The organism is Paenibacillus harenae (assembly GCF_030812415.1).
GTDB lineage: Bacteria > Bacillota > Bacilli > Paenibacillales > Paenibacillaceae > Pristimantibacillus > Pristimantibacillus harenae_A.
Genome location: NZ_JAUSST010000002.1, coordinates 574,059 through 594,641 on the forward strand (window position 1 = coordinate 574,059; position 20,583 = coordinate 594,641).

The following is a 20,583-nucleotide window of genomic DNA, read 5'->3' on the forward strand; positions in this document are numbered from 1 at the left end:
GAACATCGATGCTGTATTTTGATCATTGCGCGTCTACGCCGCCCTATGAAGAGGTCGTTCAGACGATGATGGAAGTAATGAAGTCCCATTACGCGAATCCGTCGTCGCTGCACCAAAGAGGCACGGCGGCAGACAAGCTTATCGAGCGGGCTCGCTCGGTCGTGTCGAAGCAGTTCGGCACACGCGGAGGAGAGTGGATATTTACGTCCGGCGGGACGGAATCGAACAATATAGCGATCAAAGGGATTGCCAAGCAATATAGCGGCCGGGGCAAGCATCTCATAACGACCGAAATCGAGCATGCCTCGGTATATGAAACGTTTGCGCAGCTTGAGCAAGACGGATTTAACGTCACGTATTTGCCTGTCAGCGCAAGCGGTCATGTGAGCGTGGAACAAGTAGCGGACGCATTGACGGAAGAAACCATTCTCGTTAGCGTCATGCATGTCAATAATGAGATCGGCACGGTACAGCCGATCGAGCTAATCGGACATTTGTTAAAGCGATACCCGAAGGTGTTCTTCCATGTCGATGCCGTGCAAAGCATCGGCAAGATGTCGATCGACATCGAGAAATGGGGCATCGATCTCGTTAGCGGTTCGGCGCATAAGCTTCGCGGCCCGCGCGGCGTCGGCTTGCTCTATGTCAGGAACGGGATTAAGCTGTACCCGCTTCTGACAGGCGGTTCGCAGGAGGCGGGCTTCCGCGCCGGGACGCAGAACGTGCCGGCGATCGTCGCTGCGGCGAAGGCGCTTCGCATGTCACGCGAGACGGAAGAAGCCAGATATACAGAGATGTCCGCACTAAGATCGCGGCTTGCGTCCATCGTGAACGCGATACCCGAGCTTAAGCTGAACGGCGGAGAGCCGCTTGCGCCGAATATCGTCCATTTTTCCTATCCCGGTATGAAGCCCGAGGTCGTCGTCCATAAGCTTGAGCAGCATGGTATAATGGCATCAACGAAGTCGGCTTGTTCGTCGAAGGACAACATGCCAAGCCGGGTGCTCCTCGCGCTTGGAGCAAGCGCGGAGCATGCTTCCGGCGGCATACGGATCAGCTTCGGCGATGAACACCGTTCCCATGATATCGATAGAGTCGGCACGGCGCTGCGGCAAGTTGTCGCGGAGCTTAAGCCGCTTGAGAGGAGATTGACTTAAGTTTGTTATACGATCAAATTATTGTACGATACGGCGATCTGACGATGAAAGGACGCAACCGCAATCAGTTCGAGAAACGGATGCTTCAGCAGGTGAAGCAGGCACTCGTTCCGTTCGGGAGTGTTTCCTATTTCAAGTCGTTCGGACGCTTGTACGTTCGATTGAACGGGCAGCCTTATGAGCCGGTAGCGGATCGCTTAAAGGATCTGTTCGGCATAACGACGATTAGTCCCGTTGTTAGCGTTCAATCTGAGCTGGAGGAAATTCGGGCCGCGGCATTGTCGCTGATGCAATCGATCGAGAAGCCGCCAGCCACATTCAAAGTAAGCGTGAAGCGCGCGTGGAAAGGGTTTCCCCATAGCTCGCAAGAGATGAATCATCTTGTGGGAGGCCATGTGCTGCGTGCCATGGAAAACCTGAAAGTCGATGTCCGCAAACCGGAGATTGAGCTCAAGGTCGATATTCAAGAGGAAGGCACGTATGTCTTCTGGGAAATCATTCAAGCGGGCGGCGGATTCCCGTTCGCAACGAACGGAAAGGTTATGCTGCTGCTGTCCGGCGGCATCGACAGTCCGGTAGCGGGCTGGATGGCGCTTCGCAAAGGGCTGGAGGTCGAAGCGGTTCACTTCCATAGCTATCCGTTCACGAGCGAGAAGGCGAAGGATAAGGTCGTCGATCTGGCAACTCGTCTGTCGTATTTCAGCGGCGCGCCAATGAAGCTTCATCTCGTGCCGTTCACCGACATTCAGACTAGGCTTGCTCAGCAGAAGAGCGATAATATTATCATTACGCTTATGCGCCGGGCTATGCTTCGAATTACGGACAAGCTTGCCGAGCGGAATGGAGCAAACGGTATCGTAACGGGCGAAAGCCTCGGTCAAGTTGCCAGCCAAACGCTTGCAAGCATGAACGTGATCGGACGGGCAACGGAACTGCCGCTGCTAAAGCCGCTTGTAATGATGGACAAGCAAGAGATAATACGAGAGGCGGAGAAGATCGGTACCTTCGAGACATCGATCTTGCCTTATGAGGATTGTTGTACGTTGTTCCTGCCGAAGTCGCCGAGCACGAATCCGAATTTGCGCGTCGTTGAGAAAGTAGAGGCGCTTATCCCGGAGTTGGATGCGATGATCGATGCTGCCGTTGAAGGGACTGAGGTGCTGGTGCTAACTCCGAGCGGCATTCAGACCGTCCATAGCGAAGGCGAGGACGACTGGTTTTAGTTTTGAATGCGGAAGGCTGCCCTGCGTCATGTTCGTAATGACCTGCAGGGCAGCCCTTCGTCCGTTTAATCTTGCTTTTCCTTTTGTTTTCTTAAGGCCTTGTTGGATTGAACTCGATTGGTAAGCCAGCCTGCCGCAATGACGATTATGATGATTACGATGATGAACGTCCAATTGGCAAGCGGATAACGCTCGAAATAATCGGCGAACGACTTCTCGTGCGTAATCATTTTGGCGGCAGTATAGGCGAGCACGCCCGAACCCGCATACACAATCCACTCGAAGCGGTTAATGAGCTTGATGAACAGCGTGCTGCCCCATACGACAACAGGAACGCTAATAAGCAGTCCCAGAATGACGAGCAGCGTGTCTCCGTGAGCCGCGCCGGCGACGGCGATGACATTGTCGATGCCCATTGCCGCATCGGCAATAATGATGGTGCGAATCGATTGCCACAGTGTATTGCCCGCTTGAATATTCTCATGAGTATCCTCTTGCACGAGCAGCTTGTAAGCAATCCAGATGAGCAGAAGCCCGCCGATTAAATTCAGCCACGGAACAGCAAGCAATTGCACGACAAGCAATGTTGCAACGACGCGAATGGCGACCGCGCCAACCGTCCCCCAGATGACTGCTCTACGCTGCTGTTCTTTAGGCAGGTTTCTTGCCGCCAGCCCAATGACGATCGCATTATCGCCCGCGAGGATCAAGTCAATGAAAATAATAGCGGCGAGCGCCGACCAAAAATCGACCGAGAACAGATCCATGAGACCGCTAACCTCCATCCTTACCTTGCTGCGGCGGCTGCCGCGCGAATCCGGCTTTGTGGAAAGTATATTCACGAATTATGGACATATTCGCCACAGCTTGTTCATACCTCTGATAAGAGGGGGTATGAGCATTGGACAGCGTATTTATTTTCTTGCAAATCGTCTTGATCAATGTGCTGCTAAGCGGGGATAATGCGATCGTCATCGCGATGGCGAGCGGACAGCTGCCGCCTCATCAGCGAAAGCGGGCCATATGGTGGGGGACGCTGGCAGCGGTCGGGCTGCGTATTCTGATTACGCTCGTTGCCATCAAGCTGCTGCAAATTCCGTTTTTGCAAGCTGCGGGAGCGTTATTGCTTCTATATATCGCGGTGAAGCTTCTGGCGGATGCGGGAAACGGGCATGAGGGACAAGCCGTCAAGAAGGCGGGCACGCTCGGACAAGCGATCTGGACGATCGTAGCCGCCGACTTCATTATGAGTCTCGATAACGTGCTCGCGATCGCGGCGGTAGCGGATGGCGATCTCATACTTATCTTGTTGGGCATCGCAATCAGCATACCGATGATTATATGGGGCAGCCAAATGTTGGGAGCGCTGCTGCAGAAGCTTCCCGCGCTTTCCTATATCGGAGCCGCGCTGCTCGGATATGCCGCAGGCGACATGCTCATGCATGATCCGGGCCTCAACAGCCTGCTGTTCCATGGCTCGAAGGTGCTCGCGGAAGCGATTCCGCTGCTATGCGTTCCGCTCGTTATCGCGCTGGCAACCGTGAGAAGAAAGCAGTGGTAAACAGCCTTTACAGCAATTACCGTTCGCGCCGGAGATGGCTTGAACGGTTTTTTTTGTGAACACGTATTGTTCACACTGGTATTTTCGTCGCGGTTCCATTAAACTAGTATAGATAAAAACTGTCGTCTTTCGTCAACATCTGCGATTGACTCGTAAGGAGCGGAACGGGAATGCCTAATAACAAATATTCCGCTGGAATTATTTTGCTGTTAGCCGGGGTCGTTATTTTGTTGGGCAAATTAGGAGTATTCAGCCTTTTGGGGGCTATATTTTGGCCGCTGCTCGTCTTAATTCCGGGAGTTCTGCTGCATGTGCTTTATTTCGGCAGGCTTCTGCCAGCAGTAGCTCTTGTCCCTGGCGGGATGCTCGTCGTCTATGCCCTGTTGTTCGTCGTTTGCAATTTATTTGGATGGGATAGCTTGAAATATTTGTGGCCGCTGTTTATATTTGGCGTAGCAGCAGGCCTTTACGAATATTATTTGTTCGGTTCATCCAGGCAACGAGTATTGTTTAGGGCGGCGCTTGCGCTTGCAGCCGCTTCGGCCGTATTCATTGTTCTTGTATTGATGTGGAGCTGGGGAATTTATGCGATTGCCGTCGTTTTGATCGGGGCAGGAGCATGGATGACGCTCGGCAGAGGAAGTCGCAGGCGTTGGTAAGGTTTTAAATAAAAACAAAATGGAGTGGATTACTAGTTATGCAAGCAAGAGAGAACTTACGGAATATCGCCATTATTGCCCACGTTGACCATGGCAAAACAACATTGGTCGACAAACTGCTTCAACAATCGGGTACTTTCCGCGAGCACGAAGCGGTACAAGAGAGGGCAATGGATTCCAACGATCTGGAACGCGAACGCGGTATTACGATTTTGGCTAAGAACACGGCAATCAATTACAAAGACTATTTGATCAACATCGTGGACACGCCTGGACATGCCGACTTCGGCGGCGAGGTAGAACGGATTATGAAAATGGTTGACGGCGTACTGCTCGTTGTCGACGCGTTCGAGGGCTGCATGCCGCAAACGAAGTTCGTGCTGCGCAAAGCGCTTGAATCGAAGCTGACGCCAATCGTTGTCGTGAACAAAATCGACCGTCCGAACGCAAGACCTTCCGAGGTTGTCGACGAAGTTCTTGACCTGTTCATCGAGCTTGGCGCGAACGACGATCAACTTGAATTCCCGGTTGTCTATGCATCCGCATTGATGGGAACTTCCAGTCTTGATCCGGAGAAGCAAGATGAGAACATGGAAGCGATGTACGAAACGATCGTCAGCCATATCCCATCGCCAACGGAAGACGTGGAACAGCCGCTTCAATATCTCGTTACGCTGCTTGACTACAACGAATATTTGGGCCGTATCGCAATCGGCCGCGTCAACCGCGGTATTATTCGCCAAGGACAACCCGTTGCCGTTATGACGCGCGAGGGTGGGACGAAGCAAGCAAGAATCGAGAAGCTGTTCGGCTTCCAAGGATTGAAGCGAGTTGAGATAGCAGAAGCCGGTGCTGGCGATATCGTCGCAATCGCAGGCATTCGCGAGATCAATATCGGCGAGACGATCGCCGATCCGACCAACCCTGAAGCGCTGCCGGTACTGAAGATCGACGAGCCGACGCTCCAAATGACTTTCCTCGTCAACAACAGTCCGTTCGCGGGCCGCGAAGGCAAATGGGTAACGTCCCGTAAGCTCCGCGAACGTTTGTTCAAGGAACTTGAGACGGACGTAGCGCTTCGCGTTGAGGAAACGGATAGCCCCGACGCATTCATCGTATCCGGCCGCGGCGAGCTTCACCTCGGCATCCTGATCGAGAATATGCGCCGCGAAGGCTACGAGCTTCAAGTATCGAAGCCGGAAGTAATTATCAAGGAAATCGACGGCCAGAAGAAAGAGCCTTACGAGCGCCTGCTGATTGACGTGCCCGAGGAAAGCATGGGCGCGGTCATGGAGAGCTTGGGTACTCGCAAAGCCGAGATGGTCAATATGATTAACAACGGCAGCGGCCAAGTTCGTCTGGAGTTCATTATTCCTGCACGCGGCTTGATCGGCTACCGAACGCAATTTTTGACGATGACACGCGGCTACGGCATCATGAACAGCGCATTCGACAGCTACGGTCCGCTCGCGGGGACGAATGTCGGCGGCCGTCACCAAGGCGTGCTCGTGGCAAGCGAGAACGGAACGTCGACATTCTACGGCATGATGGGCGTAGAGGATCGCGGCATTCAGTTCCTGGAGCCGGGTACGGAAATTTACGAAGGCATGATCGTAGGCGAGCATACGCGCGAGAACGATATTATCGTCAACATCTGCAAAGTGAAACAGCTTAACAACATTCGCTCTGCGGGCAAGGACGATACGGTAACGCTGAAGACTCCGCGTCTGTTCTCGCTGGAGCAAGCGCTTGAGTACTTGAACGATGACGAGTATTGCGAAATTACGCCGAAGTCGATTCGTCTTCGCAAGAAAATCTTGAATAAGAGCGAGCGGGAGCGTGCGGAGAAACACCGTAAGACGGCTCAAGCAGGCGTTTAATAATGGTGGTGGAGCTAAGGTTTTGCATATGCAAAACCTTAGCTTGTACTTAAGGAGGAAGTTCGAATTATGCAGGAATGGCTAAGCGACCATAAACTCGTTTCCTATTTGCTCATACTCGGATTTACGATTTATATTTTCAACAAGGTGTTCCGGGCTCAGCAGAGGCTGCCGTTGTTTAAGGAAATTCTCGTTTATGCGCTCATTGCATTCGGTTCCTTCGTCTTGATGATCTTGCAGGTGGATAAGCTGCCGATTATTCAATGCATGGGCATTGCGGTCCTTATGATGCTTATGCTTCGCGGCCGCCAGCTCTACGATAAGTGGAAGGGCAATAGACCGGACGATGCTCCTTCACAGAAGGCGGAGCCTGGCAAATGAGGCTTGAGGACGCTCTATTCAATTGGTTGCAAATTCAGATCGTGTCGGCTGCAAGACCTGACGATGGGGCAGCCGCCGATACGCTTTCTTTTTTTGCGCAAATATTGATAGAGGATCATCAGGTCAGCCACTTCGAAATCGCGAAGACGGACGATACGATGATTCATCTGAAGTACGAGAAGGACGGCCGCTCGAAGCTGCAGCTATTTCCAAGGGAATCGGCCGAGCAGTTGCTTGCGGATATCGAATCGAATCCCAAATACAACTAATGCTTGAAGGTGAATACTATGAGTCAAGGATCGACTTCATTGCCTCCAAGAACGAGCTCGCGTCAAACGCCGTCTAAACCTAATAAGCAGAAGAAACAAAAGAAAAAACGTTCGATTTTAAAAACGTTTTTCGTTCTGCTATTCGGGCTGCTGCTTATCGTTGCGGCGGCTCTTGTTTATTTAGTGTTCAAGACCGACGACGCGATCAAGCAAATTGGAGCTGACAACAATACGGTAGTCATACCTGAGGGTGAGTCCGTCAAAGAGAAGGCTGTCGGCCTTGTTATTATGGGGCTGGATTCGCGCACACACGGGGGCGGCTTGAATACGGACGTCATGATGGTTGCGTCGTTCAATCCGACCTCCAAGACAGCGACGGTAGTATCAATCCCTCGCGATTCGAGAATTGACGTGGACGGCTACAAAACACGCAAGGCTAACGGTTATTATGCGGCATTTTATAATACGGCAATCAAAGACGGCATGAAGAAGGAAGCGGCGCATGCGGAAGCGAAACGCCATATGCGCGAGATGATGAGCGACTTCTTCGGCATTGATGTCAAATATTCGGCAGTCATCAACTTCCAAGGCTTCGTCGATGTCGTTGACGTGCTTGGCGGCGTTGAGGTGGATGTCGATATGCGAATGAAATATAAGAGCAAGGCGGACGGCACCGACATCGATCTGCAGAAGGGCCTTCAGGTGCTCGACGGCGATGATGCTCTTGATTTTGTAAGATATCGTCAATCTAATGACGGGACGAATATGTCCAGCGATTTCGACCGCAATAAACGACAATCGGATGTGTTAGGGGCACTTGCCGATAAGATGAAATCGTTAGGCGGGATCGCGAAGATCGATAAAGTCATCGATGCAGTCGGCGACAATATGACGATGGATATGCCGTCTTCGGAGATTAAGGCAATGATCGCAAGTTATTTCGGCATGGGCCGCAGCGATATTACGTTCATTCCGCTTGAAGGCGACTGGAAAAGTCCTTACGTTTATTTGGATGACCAGAAGCTTGCGGAAGCGCGTTCCGCGTTGCAGGCAAAAATGGCTGAATAACCGTAGACTCGGCTTAATAAACTGAGTATAATAATGCTACGCAAACCATTTTTGTTGTTCCTATCCAAGGGAGGCTATGCGATGGTGATACCCATTCCAGCACGATCCGGACGAGTGAACGAGGTTAGAAGCAGCCATTCCTACTTCATGAACGATGAATGCTACCGGAATTCAGCGGGAGAGAAGGCGCAGGATGTTGTGCGTTGCGGCTTGCGCTTGTCCGCAGGCGAAGGTATCCATCTTATAGCAGACGAAAGATTCGCGGCGGTTCGACTGGATGTACAAGTATCCGCTGCCATAGAGAAAGCCTAGTGAGCATTCACTAGGCTTTTTGCGTCTTTTGGACCTTGTTTGCAAAATCTTAACACGTCATTGGATTGCGTGCGCGGCTATTTGTTAGGTCTCGGCTCTTGCCTGCCGTCACCCGGATCATTCGGCATGAGATCCCTTGGCATCTGCGGAACGATACGTCCGATAATATCGGACATCTCCTCCGCAAAACCGGCAATCGGCCTGCCTCTTCGAATGTCGTCGCCGATCTCGTTAATGCGCTGGGTGAGGTCCATGTCTGCCGTAACGAGCGCATCGATGCCGTAAGGGTCCTTGCTGAAGGCTTCGGCAACCGAATACTTCAAAGTGCCTACCCGAGAACGTTCCAGATTGGCATCAACGTCGATGCCGACGATAGCCGTATTGCCGAATACGACGCAACGGGCGTTTTCCACACCGTCGACGCCTTCCGCAAGCTGCTCCAGATGCTTCGCAACCTGCTCGGAGCTTCTTATTTCTTTATTGCGCGGATCGGATTGTTGGGCCTCCACGCGGCCATTATTTTGCGGAGAGGGTGATGTTTCATTACGTGCGACGGTACTGCAGCCTGTCGCCACAATCGCAATAATGAACGCGGAAGCGAGCCATTTGTACATGAATTCCACCTCGTTTTATACGTGCTTAGTGTAATGACGCCTGTATGCCTTAGTGTGGCCGATCGCAGCCTGCACTATGTACGACCCTTAACCATTAGCAAGGCTCGCTAAGCTTCCAATGAATTTCCTACGCCGGGAGGGTTCTCATGAAAAAAATATTCGTGCTTGATACTAACGTGCTGCTTCATGATCCGCAAGCGATCTTCGCTTTCGACGATAATGAAGTCATAATTCCCGCGGTTGTCCTAGAGGAAATTGATTCGAAGAAAAGGCTGGCCGACGAGCTTGGCCGCAACGCCCGGTCGATATCCCGCGTTCTCGATAAGATGCGGGAGAACGGTCACTTGCACGAAGGCATCACGCTTCCAAGCGGGGGCTTGCTGAAGGTGGAGCTGAATCACCGCAGCTTTATTCGCGTACAGGAAATGTTCGGGGAGATGTCGAACGACAACCGAATATTGGCTGTAGCGCTTAATTATCATAATGAGCAAGACAATGAAACCGAGAAGCGGAGCATCGTTCTCGTCAGCAAAGACGTGCTCGTCCGTATTAAGGCGGATGTGCTGGGCTTGCAGGCTCAAGATTATTTGTCCGACAGAGTCGTCGTCTCTTCGGACTTCTATACAGGCTACATGACGCTTTATGTTCATCCTGCGGTCATTGACGAGTTTTACACCTACCGTTTTTTGACGATTAACAATATGCATCTGAATATTCGTTTGAACCCGAATGAATTCGTCATTTTACGGGACGAGATGGGCACATCCAAGTCCGCGCTGCTCAAAGTGAGCCAGGACGGCGTGAAGCTGGAGCCGCTGTATCTTAGCAACGATCCCGTATGGGGCATTACCGCGCGCAATGCGCAGCAGCGGATGGCGCTGGAGCTGCTCTTGAACGACGATATCCCGCTCGTCACGCTTACGGGCAAGGCAGGTACGGGCAAGACGCTGCTTGCGCTTGCGGCAGGACTGCTTAAGGTAGAGGATGAGCATAAATACAAAAAATTGCTGATCGCGCGCCCCGTCGTACCGATGGGCAAGGATATCGGGTATTTGCCGGGCGAGAAGGAAGAGAAGCTTCGGCCTTGGATGCAGCCGATCTACGACAATCTCGAATATTTATTCGATACGAAGAAGTCCGGCGATATCGATAAAATATTGATGGGTCTCGGAAGCATTCAGGTCGAGGCGCTAACCTATATTCGCGGCAGATCGATACCTGGACAGTTCATTATTATCGACGAAGCGCAAAACCTAACGAAGCATGAGGTGAAGACGATCGTCTCGCGCGTCGGCGAGGGCAGCAAAATTGTGCTGATGGGCGATCCCGAGCAGATCGACCATCCTTATCTCGATTCGATCAGCAACGGCCTCACGCACATCGTGGAGCGCTTCAAGAACGAAGGCAGCAGCGGCCATATGACGCTCGAGAAGGGCGAACGTTCCAAGCTTGCGCAGCTTGCCGCAGATTTGTTGTAAGCGGCCGAAAGGTCTGTATTGGAGGATTGCAGTAGCTTTTTCCAAGCGGGAAGCCTCTCTAGGCCTATGTTGGATATTTGTTATGAACTTTCACTTGGATAGTTCCATGAAGCCGCACGCGAACGAGGTTCCTGCTAAAATCCAACATAGCAGGAGATTTGGGCTTGTAAGGATGTTTTATCCTGCAGAAAGAGAGTGTCGATTCAATCGGACACTCTCTTTCCGCATTACGGAAAAGACTTGAGCAGGTAAGATAGCTATGCTGGATTTTTGCTCCAACTTCGTTCGATAAGGCTAAAGTTAGAGCGCTATCATGGATTTCCTGCATTAACTTTGCTTAAAAAAAAGGGCTTTGGACAAAAAATGGGTTTATTGCTATCCTATGTATGCAGGTCAAATAGCTGGAGAGGAAGAAAGCTGTGTCCCTGAGAAGATGGATGCCCCTTGCGATCGGCGGGATCCTCATCATTGCGTTGCTTGGCATTCCGTTATCCCCCGGCACCGGTCAGACGAGCACGGGCAAACCGGATGGCCGTTCGGTCGATCAGCCTCCGGACGGAGAGCAGTCGGTTGATCCTTCTATTGAATTAATTGTAAACGTTTCCTTAACGGCTGAGCAATTCACGCGGCTAGGTCAGTTGAATCGCGCCTTTATGATGAAATACCCACATATTCAAGTGAAATTGATGAATCAAGCGTATGGGAACGAGGCTTATTCGTTATGGTTAGAGCAGAGCAGGCAAGGTACGGCAGCTGATATCATGCTGCTTCCCAGCGCCTGGATAAGACCGTTTGCGATGCAAGGGTATCTTAAGCCGGTAGACAGCCTATTGACTGGCGACGCGCTATCCGACCAAATGCCGGGCTTGATTGAACCTCTTAAGTGGAACGGCTATGTCTGGGGCATGCCGAAGGACTACAATCCATATCTGGTCTTCTGGAACTCCCAATTGCTCGCGGAAGCTGGCATGTCTGCACCGCCTGACAATTGGCGGAGCTTCGAGGAAACGGCGCTTAAGCTCATGGAGCGTAAGCCGGAGGCAAAGCTCGTCAATCTTGCGCAGGGCGATCTCCTGCAGCTGCTCGTCTGGCTGCGTACGTTCGATCCGCCGGGAAGCCCGAATGGCGATTCATTGCTCAAACCGGGGGCGGCTGTCATCGAGCAATTGAATTGGCTTCAACTAGCGCAGCCGCAACTAAGCAAGGTAGGGGCGCAAGGAGGAGGCTATTTATTAAGCGATGCAATTAGTCGAAACGAGCTGCTTGCCGCCGTTATGCCATGGTCCGAATATTTGGAATTAACGGTGTCCGTAAAGAACCGTCTGGAGATCAATCGCGAAGCGATCGTCAGTCCTTGGCTGAATGGCCGAAGCTTCGCCGTATCCGCACGCTCGGAGGCGGAGGACGAAGCGTTGTTATGGATTCAGGAAATGACGGATTCGTTGGCTCAGCAGCAGTTTTACGACGAGTCGGGCGTATTGCCGTCCAGAGCGTCGCTTTATGGTCTCGGCAATGCCTATCAGTCCGATCAATCGATCGTTCCGCCATCATGGTGGGTAACGATTATGAACGATATGACTTATGTCGAAAGCGCAGCATCGATCGATACGAACTGGCCAATTAGATGGAGGGAGTGGCAGTCGCAATGGGAGGTCCACATCGACGGAGCTCCTCAATTTTTCGCATTCGGCGATTATATAGCCAAAAGCAAATAAACAGCGGCTGTCCCGAGTAAACTCGCGAATTAGCCGCCGTTTATTTTGCACACTTGTAGTTATTTGATAATCAGAGACTGAGGCTCAGCTTGACGATGAGCTCTCCGTCCTTGATTTCAACGGATTTCGCTTCGAGGAAAGATATGATAAGTCCGGGGTAGAAACCGAGATCGAATTCCTCCTCAAGAGAGTTTCTGGTCGTATCCGGCAGCTTAAATCCGTTAAAGAGCAACTCCTCCACATGAAATATAATGCCGTTCGCAGGCTCAACCTGTACCGTATAGCTGCCGGTTATGCTGATCTCCAGATTGTCGCTCTTCCCAGTGGCCGTGACTTTGCCATCTTCGAAAGTAAAGGCGAATCGTTCGAACATTTCGTTCTGCTCGCGCAGAAAGGCGTTTAGGTCGTCTTGCGGCACGCGGAGCGTATAGTTGAAACCTTCAATTTCCAAAAAAGTCTTGTTGTCCTGTATCCATGACGGCAGCTTCTGCATCGCCTTCGATAGTTCGCTGAAATATTGCTTTACTTCCTTAAGCCCCTCCGTCTCCCAGAACGAAGTCAGCTCTCCGATCATCAAACGAAGCCGTTCGGCGTCCGAGCGCCCTTCAAGCTGTTCATCCAGCTGCTGCTCCAGAGCGAGCACTCTGCTGCGCTGCGTTTGCAGCCGCTCCTCGAGGCTGCCAAGCGCAATTTGCCGTTCTTTGAGCTGTTCATAACCTTCCTTCATCTTCTCGTATTGCTGCGCGTAGCCGTTCAGGGTATGCTTGTCATGTGTAATCAGGATGTCGGCGTAATCGATAATTTGGAACAGATCGGATAGCGAATTGGCCGAAAGCAAAGCCGTGAACAGAAAATCCCGTTCTCCCATATAGTAAGCGCGCAGAACGCTTCCTGCCTGCTCGCGCTTACTCTCGATCTTCTCTTGCTGCTCCGCCAACTGCTGCTCTTTATCGGCCATCGACAGCAGCAATGCCTGCTTCTCTTCTTGAATGCGGCCGATCTCTTTGTCAATCTCGACAACGGACAAGCTTGTCTCGAGAACGGAATGGATGTCGTCACTCACTTCAGGCTGAGGCTCGGCCGAAACGGGGAGTCGGATTAACAGCAGCGCCATGATCAGCGCGGTTATGCCTGTCACGGCGATACGTCTTCGAATGGTGGGTTGTCTCACCGGCATCCTCCTTCCTCAGCATTCATTTTATGCGGCAATCAAATCTATTATATCTCACATCTGGAAAAGGATGAACATGCGATGGGCGATAACGAACTGAAGCGTCGGTTGGAGCAGCGAATTAACGATTCCGTATTATCGGGTTGGAATGCGGACGAATTCGGTAAACGCCATACGATGCCATGCATTAGTTTTCGTGATTATATGGAGCTCTGCCTTTATGATGAACCGGATGGCTACTACCGGGGCGGAAACGTACGCATCGGCAAAAAAGGGGACTTCTATACAAGCTCAGCCATTGGCGCCGTTATGGCAGGATCGCTAGCCTCATACATTGTGAATTATAGACTCGAGCACGGGGGACCATTTCGGCTTATGGAATGGGGAGCGGGGACGGGACGATTATCCGCCCAGATCGCGCAGGCGTGCCTGTCGTCGGATCCGGAATGGATGCAGAAGGTAAGCTTGATTCTCGTGGACGATAATCCCGTGCATCGGGAAACGGCTGTAGAAGAGCTGGAGTCAGCGGGAATTGGCGGTATGCAAACAGCTATTCTTCCGTCTGCCGAAGCTTGGGCTATGGATTGGAACGGCCCTACTGTCGTCATTGCGAACGAGCTGTTGGATGCGCTTCCCGTTCATCGCGTGCAACGGGTTCAAGGTGAGCTGCATGAGCTAGGTGTCGCCAGAGACGGGGCGAACGGCGGTTTTCAATATGTTTGGATGCGGATTACCGACGAGCGGATAGAGCATACGCTTGAACGGAGCGGCATAATTCTTCGCAAGGGGCAAATAACGGAAGTGAATTTGGCCGCGGAGGATTGGCTGAGGATGCTTGGCAGCAAGCTGGGGCGCGGGAGGCTTATCTTGATTGATTATGGACATGAGGCTCAGGAATACGCGGCTGAGCATCGGATGTTTGGCACGCTGCTATGCTACTGGAAGCATCAAGCAAGCGATAATCCGCTCGTTCGTCCAGGGGAGCAGGATATAACGGCTCATGTCAATTTTACGCAAATACGTCAAGCTGCGGAGCGGCTCGGTTGGAAAACGGTGTATAATGCCAGCCAGAAGCAGTTTCTGCTCGATAACGGCATTATGGACATGCTGCGGCAGCATGACGGCCAAGATCCGTTCGGCGCCGAGGCCCGAATGAACAGAGCGGTGAGGCAACTGCTTCTAAGCGATCAAATGAGCGAAACGTTTAAAGTGATGGTCCTGGAGAAAAGCGAATGAAAAAACGACGCCTGTCCGAGTGGATGGCGTCGTTCTTCGTTCTCTTCTCTGTCGATTGTTTAGAAAGGAAGATCCATCATAAATACGGACCAATACGTGAATCCTACGAAAGCAATGACCATATAACCCCAGAACATCGCTATGTAAGTTCTCTCGGAGAAATTCAAGTATCCCAAAAAGACAAAAGCGACGGCCTGAGCGAAAAACAGTAACGCAAACTCCGTCATGTGGCCTGCGAAAGCCATTAGTCCGATTACCAAGGTCCAAAAACCAAGTACCCGATACATGCGCGCCATGATAACATCCCCCTTCCGCTAAGACCCGATTTTCTAGAATCATTATAACGTTTGCCCCTAGGAGTGTAAACCTTCATCCGTGACGAAATCGCAAACTTTTTGTCCGAAGCCTTCCGTCTGTCTATAGTTTGTTCCAATATGCGCACTTACATGTATGATTGTTTGAAAAAATGGTTATACAAATTAGTATCCAATAGATTCTATGAACTCTACCAAGGGCATAGAGATAAGTAAGCGCCTTTACGTTAGGAGGTTTTGGTTGCATGACAGCAGTCAGACAAGATGCGTGGAGTCCGGACGACGATTTAATTCTCGCCGAGGTTACACTACGCCATATTAGAGAGGGAAGTACACAGCTCGCGGCTTTTGAGGAAGTGGGCGAAAGGATCGGGCGCACATCCGCGGCATGCGGATTCCGCTGGAATAGCTGTGTTCGCAAGCGTTATGAGGAAGCGATCCAAATTGCGAAACAGCAGCGCCAGAAGCGCAATTACTTGAAGAAACAAACGATAGTGGCAACGCCGCATGTATCGTCGCTAGCGGTATACGAGACGGAGGAGCGCAGTCTAGGCCTTGGGCGCGATGCCGTTTCTATGGAAGAAGGTTTGTCGGTAGACGCCGTTATTCGCTTTTTGCGCGGATGGAAGACGACCTATCAAGATTTGTCGCGTCAAATCAAGCTGTTCGAGAAAGAGCTGAAAGACAAGGACGAGGAGCTATACCGGCTTCGGGACGAGAATGAGAGATTGTCTCGCGAGGTTAACAACGTCCAAACGGATTACCGTGCCGTCAATGACGATTACAAAACATTGATTCAGATCATGGACCGTGCTCGCCGCTTAACCGTGCTGACGAGTGAAGAAGAAGCAAAGCCGCGTTTCAAGATGGACGCAAACGGAAATTTGGAACGTATCGAATAAGTTATAAAATGGACATGGGAAAGAGGCTTGCCGCGCGAATACAGCGGTAAGCCTCTTGCCCGTTATAGGGAACGTTTGATACCATGTATCGAAGCGGGTTAGGGTAATATTGCCATTTCGAAAGGGGCATGGACGTGCAAATACATGTCGTTGGAGCCGGCTCGATCGGGTTATTAATAAGCGCGAAGCTCGCAGCGGCGGGCGCACGCGTTACGATATGGACGAGAACGATGGAACAGGCCGAACTTATTGCAAAGCAAGGATTGCTTCTTCACCGGCTGGACGGCAAAGAGCAAGCCGTACGCTTGCGGAGCGACTGGATCGAGCATGCAAATGCGAATCCTACCATCGAACACGCTTCTAAGTGGATTATTATAACGGTGAAGCAGACACACCTGGATGATCCTCTTCTGTCCAGGATTGCCGCACTTGCCGGCCCGGCCCGGGAAGGACAAGCCTTCACTGCCGTACTGGCGCTTCAGAACGGAATCGGCCATATGCGGAAGATAGGCGATGCGATGGCGGGAATGCCACTGTATGCCGCTGTGACATCCGATGGCGCTAGACGATTGGACATGCGTACCGTCAGCCATACGGGAGCAGGAGAGCTATGGTTCGGATCAATGGACGAGAAGGGGAGCAACGGGGATAATAGGAGCGGAAATGAGCAAAAAATGTTGCTGAAGACGCTTCAATCGGCAGGATTTGCCGCTTTTCTGTCGAATGATTCCGAGGAGATGATGGATCGGATCTATAACAAATTACTTGTGAACGCCGTCATTAATCCGCTTACTTCCATCTTCGACGTTAACAATGGCGACTTGCCGAACCACCCGCGGCGCGAGGCGTTAATGCGAGCTCTTTATGCGGAGTCGGAGATGATACTTGTGAAGGCGGGCATGACGCCGCCGCGAGAAGGCTGGCAGAGCGTGCTCGATGTGTGCGGCCGTACTAGCGGAAATATATCGTCGATGCTGAGCGATGTGAGAGCGGGTCGATCGACCGAGATAGAAGCCATTAACGGCGGCATCGCGGATCTTGCGGAACGACACGGAATAAATGCGCCGCTGAACCTGGCCGTCATTGCGTTGATTGAAGCGATGCAGGGAAGGATGAATCCGAAAGGGGTAAGCTTGGATGGACGCGATATGGAATAGCATTGTACATATATACGGTTATTTGGCGTTAATCCCAGTCATTCCTTTCATCATCGTTTTCTTTGCTTACAAGGTCTATGCGAAGGATACGAAGAAGGCGGTACGTCTCGCGATGGACGTAACGACCGTTTTTCTAATCGGCATTGTCGCTGTATTATTCGATAAACAGTTCGGCAGCCGGTTCGGACTATATGGCATTTTGCTTGTGATGGTTCTTGGAGCGGGGCTGCTTGGAAATGCGCAATTCCGCAAGAGGGGAATCGTCGACGCGAAAAAAATTTTTCGCACCGTTTGGCGGCTTAGCTTCTTCTCGATGGCCGTGCTGTACGTTCTGCTCATGTTCATCGGGCTGGGCGAAACATTCTTCAAAATATAAACGCTAAAACGTTTCGCAAACGCGCGGGGCGTTTTTGTTTTGACGGGCGGCTTATCCTTTGTGTACAATTGGAGCACGGACGACATGCAATTAGGAGGCTTATGACTGCGCTATGAATAATGAAATATATAAACTTACGAGTGCTCAGCCTTTAACGGAAGCTTTCATTCATCGGACTGACGATCGAATCATCGATTTATTCGGCTATCACCCGGGGGAAGAGCAAGCATGGGCCTCAAGGCTCGATAGTCTTGCCGCAAGGGCCGGAGCGAGAGCGAACGCATCGGATGTTGCCGCAGTATTGACGGCCTATCAAGCGAGACTGAAGCCGTCCGCCGAGACCGCTTCGAACATTGCCGCGATTGCGGAAGGAGCTCCGGTCGTCGTAGGCGGCCAACAAGCCGGTCTATGGACAGGGCCGCTTCTCGTTATACATAAAGCCGTATCCATTATAAATGCCGCCAAGTCGGCGAGCGCACAGCTAGGAAGACAGGTCGTGCCGGTGTTCTGGATCGCCGGCGAAGATCATGATTGGGACGAGGCGAATCATGCTTACGTGCTGACCGCCGAGCAGGAGCTGCGCAAGCTGTCCATGGCGCGCCCGGAGGGGGCTCGTACCTGCGTAAGCCGGACGAGTGTATCTGCGGAAGCGTGGGAGCAACTGCTGCAAGAGCTCGAAGCGGCATTGCCGCATTCCGAGTTCAAAGGGCCATTAGTTGAGGAACTGCGCGATATGGCGCTGCATTCGAGCTCGTTGTCGGATATGTTCGCAGCCCTTCTCGGCCGCTTGTTCGGCAAGGAAGGCCTCGTGCTGCTCGATGCCGACGATCCCGCGCTGCGGCGCGTGGAAGCTCCTATGTTCAAACAAATGATCGAACGGAACGATGAGCTGGAGCAAGCCTATGTGAGAACGGCTGAGCAGGTGAAGACGCTCGGCTATACGCTGCAGGCAGATGTCGTGGCGGGCAGTGCGAATCTATTCCTGTTCCAAGCGGATAAAGGCGACGAGCGTACGCTGCTGCACAAGCTTGGCGGATCTTTCCAAGACCGCAAGCAAACGCTGTCGATAACGAAGGATGAGCTGCTGCAGCTCGCGGAAAGCCGTCCGGAGCAATTCAGCAACAACGTGCTGACGCGTCCTTTAATGCAGGATTATCTGTTCCCTGTGCTTGCGACGGTGCTTGGCCCGGGAGAGATCGCTTACTGGGCGCTGACAGGCGGTGCCTTCCGTATGCTTGGCATGGAAATGCCGATCATCGTGCCGCGCATGTCGTACACGCTGATCGAGGGAACGGTAGCAAAGCATATGCAGAAGTATGAGCTGACTTTCTCCGATGTGATGGAACGTTTCGAGGATCGGAAGGCAGATTGGTTGAAGCAGCAGGATGGCCTTTCGATCGAAGGACAGTTCGATAGCGCAAAGCAATCGTTCATCGAGCTGTATAAGCCGCTGCTTGAGCTGGCGACATCGGTTGCGCCGTCGCTTGCGAAGCTCGGCGACACGAACATGCAGAAGATCGTCGAGCAGATCGAATACATGGGCTCGAAGACGGTAGACACGTTCAACAAGCAGTTCGAGGCGTCGATTCGGCAGTTGGACCGTATCGGACTGTCTGTCAAGCCTGCGGGCAAGCCGCAAGAGCGCGTCCTTAACATGGTTATCTATTGGAATCGCTATGGCCTCAATTGGCTGGACAAATTGCTGGAAGCGCCATATAGCCGAACGGGCGGCCATGAAATCGTACACCTATAATACTGGAGGCTAACGAAACATAATGAACACTATTGATAAAAGCATTATTACCGATCTTTCCTTAGCGCCGGAAGGCCATCTTAAGATCGATTGGGTTAGCGCCCATATGCCGGTACTTAACCGCATTCGCGAGCAATTCGAGAAGGAGCAGCCGTTCAAAGGATTAAAGGTAACGATCGCGCTTCACCTTGAAGCGAAGACGGCTTACTTGGCCAAAGTGGTCAAAGCTGGCGGAGCAGAAGTTACGATTACAGGCAGCAACCCTCTATCGACGCAGGACGACGTGTGCGCAGCGCTCGTAGAGGACGGAATTACGGTATTCGCGAAGTACAACCCGTCTGCGCAGGAGTTCAAGGAACTGAACATTAAAGCGCTGGAATCGAAGCCGGATCTGATTATTGACGACGGCGGCGACTTGGCAACGATCTTGCACTCCGAGCGGAAGGATCTCGCCGTCAATATCCGCGGCGGCGCGGAAGAAACGACGACGGGCATCATTCGCCTGAAGGCAATGGAGAAGGACGGCTCGCTCGCATTCCCGATGGTTGCGGTCAATGACGCGTTTTGCAAGCATTTGTTCGACAATCGTTACGGTACGGGCCAGTCCGTGTTCGATGGCATCAATCGTACGACGAATCTCGTTGTCGCTGGCAAGACGGTTGTCGTTGTCGGCTACGGCTGGTGCGGCAAGGGCGTTGCGATGCGTGCGAAAGGGCTTGGCGCGAATGTCGTCGTGACGGAAATCGACGCGATTAAAGCAGTCGAGGCATATATGGACGGTTTCGCCGTTATGCCAATGCTTGAAGCTGCTAAAGTCGGCGAAATTTTCGTTACCGTAACAGGCAACCGCGATGTGATTCGCGGCGAGCATTACGAAGTAATGAAGAACGGCGCAATCTTGTCCAATGCCGGACATTTCGACGTCGAAGTGAACAAGCCGGAGCTTGCTGCGCTTTCGAGCAACATTCGCACCGTTCGCAAGAACATCGAAGAATATCGGCTGAAGGATGGACGAAGCATTTATCTGCTTGCCGAAGGTCGGCTTGTCAACCTCGCGGCCGGCGACGGCCACCCGGCGGAAATTATGGATATGACGTTTGCGCTTCAAGCGTTGTCGCTTCAATATGTGAACGACCGCTATAAGGAGCTTGGCAGCCATGTTGAGAAAGTTCCTTACGAGCTGGATGAGCAAGTTGCTCGACTGAAGCTTGAATCGCTTGGCTTCGCCATCGATACGTTGAGCGAGCAGCAGAAGGCGTATCTCGACAGCTGGAAGGAAGAATAGAAAGTTTGTTAAGCAGGCCGCCCGGGTAATCGGGCGGCCTGCTTGCTTTTATTTTTGATTAGAGGCGCAGGC

Annotated in this window: 21 protein-coding genes; 17 read left to right on the plus strand and 4 right to left on the minus strand. The window is 52.0% G+C overall.

What is annotated here, in order from left to right; all coding sequences use genetic code 11:
* Nucleotides 1-8 precede the first annotated feature (8 nt).
* On the plus strand, nt 9-1,157 hold the full coding sequence (locus tag J2T14_RS07465) for a cysteine desulfurase family protein (RefSeq protein WP_307469421.1): 1,149 nt from the start codon (nt 9-11) through the stop codon (nt 1,155-1,157).
* A gap of 2 nt (nt 1,158-1,159) precedes the next feature.
* Nucleotides 1,160-2,380, plus strand: coding sequence for a tRNA uracil 4-sulfurtransferase ThiI (gene thiI, locus J2T14_RS07470; protein WP_307469425.1), 1,221 nt, complete (start codon nt 1,160-1,162; stop codon nt 2,378-2,380).
* Between the two features lie 65 nt (nt 2,381-2,445).
* Here thiI and J2T14_RS07475 read toward each other — a convergent pair whose 3' ends face one another.
* Nucleotides 2,446-3,147, minus strand: coding sequence for a TerC family protein (locus tag J2T14_RS07475; protein WP_307469428.1), 702 nt, complete (start codon nt 3,145-3,147; stop codon nt 2,446-2,448).
* A 134-nt stretch (nt 3,148-3,281) separates the two neighbouring features.
* Between J2T14_RS07475 and J2T14_RS07480 the strand changes: the two genes are divergently transcribed.
* From J2T14_RS07480 to J2T14_RS07510, 7 genes are all read left to right on the plus strand, one after another.
* Nucleotides 3,282-3,941, plus strand: coding sequence for a TerC family protein (locus J2T14_RS07480; RefSeq protein WP_307203766.1), 660 nt, complete (start codon nt 3,282-3,284; stop codon nt 3,939-3,941).
* Nucleotides 3,942-4,111: 170 nt separating this feature from the next.
* A complete protein-coding gene (locus J2T14_RS07485; protein ID WP_307203767.1) occupies nt 4,112-4,600 on the plus strand; it encodes a hypothetical protein in 489 nt (162 codons plus the stop codon).
* Between the two features lie 38 nt (nt 4,601-4,638).
* The gene (gene typA / locus J2T14_RS07490) at nt 4,639-6,480 is read left to right on the plus strand and encodes a translational GTPase TypA (RefSeq protein WP_307203768.1); all 1,842 of its coding nucleotides are present in this window, start codon (nt 4,639-4,641) and stop codon (nt 6,478-6,480) included.
* Nucleotides 6,481-6,549: 69 nt separating this feature from the next.
* Nucleotides 6,550-6,861: a YlaH-like family protein gene (locus tag J2T14_RS07495; RefSeq protein ID WP_307203769.1), complete on the plus strand. Its 312-nt coding sequence runs from the start codon at nt 6,550-6,552 to the stop codon at nt 6,859-6,861.
* A complete protein-coding gene (locus J2T14_RS07500; protein ID WP_307203770.1) occupies nt 6,858-7,130 on the plus strand; it encodes a hypothetical protein in 273 nt (90 codons plus the stop codon). The genes J2T14_RS07495 and J2T14_RS07500 overlap by 4 nt, the downstream gene beginning before the upstream one ends.
* Before the next feature lie 18 nt (nt 7,131-7,148).
* Complete coding sequence (locus tag J2T14_RS07505; protein ID WP_307469430.1) at nt 7,149-8,198, plus strand: LCP family protein; 1,050 nt, start codon at nt 7,149-7,151, stop codon at nt 8,196-8,198.
* Between the two features lie 81 nt (nt 8,199-8,279).
* Complete coding sequence (locus J2T14_RS07510) at nt 8,280-8,510, plus strand: hypothetical protein (RefSeq protein WP_307203773.1); 231 nt, start codon at nt 8,280-8,282, stop codon at nt 8,508-8,510.
* A 77-nt stretch (nt 8,511-8,587) separates the two neighbouring features.
* Here the strand turns inward: J2T14_RS07510 and J2T14_RS07515 are convergent, their stop codons facing one another.
* The gene (locus J2T14_RS07515; RefSeq protein ID WP_307469432.1) at nt 8,588-9,124 is read right to left on the minus strand and encodes a YhcN/YlaJ family sporulation lipoprotein; all 537 of its coding nucleotides are present in this window, start codon (nt 9,122-9,124) and stop codon (nt 8,588-8,590) included.
* Between the two features lie 146 nt (nt 9,125-9,270).
* Here J2T14_RS07515 and J2T14_RS07520 point away from each other — a divergent pair, with 146 nt between their 5' ends.
* Both J2T14_RS07520 and J2T14_RS07525 read left to right on the plus strand, forming a co-directional pair.
* On the plus strand, nt 9,271-10,602 hold the full coding sequence (locus J2T14_RS07520) for a PhoH family protein (protein ID WP_307203775.1): 1,332 nt from the start codon (nt 9,271-9,273) through the stop codon (nt 10,600-10,602).
* A 419-nt stretch (nt 10,603-11,021) separates the two neighbouring features.
* Nucleotides 11,022-12,317 carry an ABC transporter substrate-binding protein gene (locus J2T14_RS07525; RefSeq protein ID WP_307469435.1) on the plus strand — a complete coding sequence of 432 codons (1,296 nt, stop codon included), beginning with the start codon at nt 11,022-11,024 and terminating at the stop codon, nt 12,315-12,317.
* A gap of 70 nt (nt 12,318-12,387) precedes the next feature.
* Here the strand turns inward: J2T14_RS07525 and J2T14_RS07530 are convergent, their stop codons facing one another.
* Nucleotides 12,388-13,488, minus strand: a complete 1,101-nt coding sequence (locus J2T14_RS07530; RefSeq protein ID WP_307469438.1) for a coiled-coil domain-containing protein — start codon at nt 13,486-13,488, stop codon at nt 12,388-12,390.
* 81 nt (nt 13,489-13,569) lie between these two features.
* On the opposite strand from J2T14_RS07530, the gene J2T14_RS07535 reads away from it, so the two are divergent.
* Nucleotides 13,570-14,724, plus strand: a complete 1,155-nt coding sequence (locus tag J2T14_RS07535; protein ID WP_307469446.1) for a class I SAM-dependent methyltransferase — start codon at nt 13,570-13,572, stop codon at nt 14,722-14,724.
* Nucleotides 14,725-14,783: 59 nt separating this feature from the next.
* Here J2T14_RS07535 and J2T14_RS07540 read toward each other — a convergent pair whose 3' ends face one another.
* Nucleotides 14,784-15,020: a DUF2626 domain-containing protein gene (locus J2T14_RS07540; RefSeq protein WP_307203780.1), complete on the minus strand. Its 237-nt coding sequence runs from the start codon at nt 15,018-15,020 to the stop codon at nt 14,784-14,786.
* 263 nt (nt 15,021-15,283) lie between these two features.
* Between J2T14_RS07540 and J2T14_RS07545 the strand changes: the two genes are divergently transcribed.
* The 5 genes from J2T14_RS07545 (at nt 15,284) to J2T14_RS07565 (ending at nt 20,511) form a co-directional block, all read left to right on the plus strand.
* Nucleotides 15,284-15,940 (plus strand): RsfA family transcriptional regulator, encoded by a 657-nt coding sequence (locus tag J2T14_RS07545; protein WP_307203781.1) that lies wholly within the window; start codon nt 15,284-15,286, stop codon nt 15,938-15,940.
* Nucleotides 15,941-16,068: 128 nt separating this feature from the next.
* The gene (locus J2T14_RS07550) at nt 16,069-17,097 is read left to right on the plus strand and encodes a ketopantoate reductase family protein (RefSeq protein WP_307469449.1); all 1,029 of its coding nucleotides are present in this window, start codon (nt 16,069-16,071) and stop codon (nt 17,095-17,097) included.
* Complete coding sequence (locus tag J2T14_RS07555; protein WP_307469451.1) at nt 17,078-17,473, plus strand: DUF3397 domain-containing protein; 396 nt, start codon at nt 17,078-17,080, stop codon at nt 17,471-17,473. Before J2T14_RS07550 ends, J2T14_RS07555 begins: the two co-directional genes overlap by 20 nt.
* A gap of 112 nt (nt 17,474-17,585) precedes the next feature.
* Nucleotides 17,586-19,226, plus strand: a complete 1,641-nt coding sequence (gene bshC / locus J2T14_RS07560; protein ID WP_307469454.1) for a bacillithiol biosynthesis cysteine-adding enzyme BshC — start codon at nt 17,586-17,588, stop codon at nt 19,224-19,226.
* 22 nt (nt 19,227-19,248) lie between these two features.
* Nucleotides 19,249-20,511, plus strand: coding sequence for an adenosylhomocysteinase (locus J2T14_RS07565; RefSeq protein ID WP_307469455.1), 1,263 nt, complete (start codon nt 19,249-19,251; stop codon nt 20,509-20,511).
* Nucleotides 20,512-20,583: the final 72 nt, after the last annotated feature.

Excerpts from the sequence above, each read along its gene's own strand:
- J2T14_RS07475 (WP_307469428.1), bottom strand. The coding sequence starts at position 3,147 with ATGGATCTGTTCTCGGTCGATTTTTGGTCGGCGCTCGCCGCTATTATT.
- bshC (WP_307469454.1), top strand. The coding sequence starts at position 17,586 with ATGAATAATGAAATATATAAACTTACGAGTGCTCAGCCTTTAACGGAA.
- J2T14_RS07545 (WP_307203781.1), top strand. The coding sequence starts at position 15,284 with ATGACAGCAGTCAGACAAGATGCGTGGAGTCCGGACGACGATTTAATT.
- typA (WP_307203768.1), top strand. The coding sequence starts at position 4,639 with ATGCAAGCAAGAGAGAACTTACGGAATATCGCCATTATTGCCCACGTT.
- J2T14_RS07485 (WP_307203767.1), top strand. The coding sequence starts at position 4,112 with ATGCCTAATAACAAATATTCCGCTGGAATTATTTTGCTGTTAGCCGGG.
- J2T14_RS07550 (WP_307469449.1), top strand. The coding sequence starts at position 16,069 with ATGGACGTGCAAATACATGTCGTTGGAGCCGGCTCGATCGGGTTATTA.
- J2T14_RS07500 (WP_307203770.1), top strand. The coding sequence starts at position 6,858 with ATGAGGCTTGAGGACGCTCTATTCAATTGGTTGCAAATTCAGATCGTG.
- J2T14_RS07505 (WP_307469430.1), top strand. The coding sequence starts at position 7,149 with ATGAGTCAAGGATCGACTTCATTGCCTCCAAGAACGAGCTCGCGTCAA.
- J2T14_RS07520 (WP_307203775.1), top strand. The coding sequence starts at position 9,271 with ATGAAAAAAATATTCGTGCTTGATACTAACGTGCTGCTTCATGATCCG.
- J2T14_RS07465 (WP_307469421.1), top strand. The coding sequence starts at position 9 with ATGCTGTATTTTGATCATTGCGCGTCTACGCCGCCCTATGAAGAGGTC.
- J2T14_RS07555 (WP_307469451.1), top strand. The coding sequence starts at position 17,078 with ATGGACGCGATATGGAATAGCATTGTACATATATACGGTTATTTGGCG.
- J2T14_RS07565 (WP_307469455.1), top strand. The coding sequence starts at position 19,249 with ATGAACACTATTGATAAAAGCATTATTACCGATCTTTCCTTAGCGCCG.
- J2T14_RS07535 (WP_307469446.1), top strand. The coding sequence starts at position 13,570 with ATGGGCGATAACGAACTGAAGCGTCGGTTGGAGCAGCGAATTAACGAT.
- J2T14_RS07510 (WP_307203773.1), top strand. The coding sequence starts at position 8,280 with ATGGTGATACCCATTCCAGCACGATCCGGACGAGTGAACGAGGTTAGA.
- J2T14_RS07540 (WP_307203780.1), bottom strand. The coding sequence starts at position 15,020 with ATGGCGCGCATGTATCGGGTACTTGGTTTTTGGACCTTGGTAATCGGA.
- J2T14_RS07495 (WP_307203769.1), top strand. The coding sequence starts at position 6,550 with ATGCAGGAATGGCTAAGCGACCATAAACTCGTTTCCTATTTGCTCATA.
- J2T14_RS07515 (WP_307469432.1), bottom strand. The coding sequence starts at position 9,124 with ATGTACAAATGGCTCGCTTCCGCGTTCATTATTGCGATTGTGGCGACA.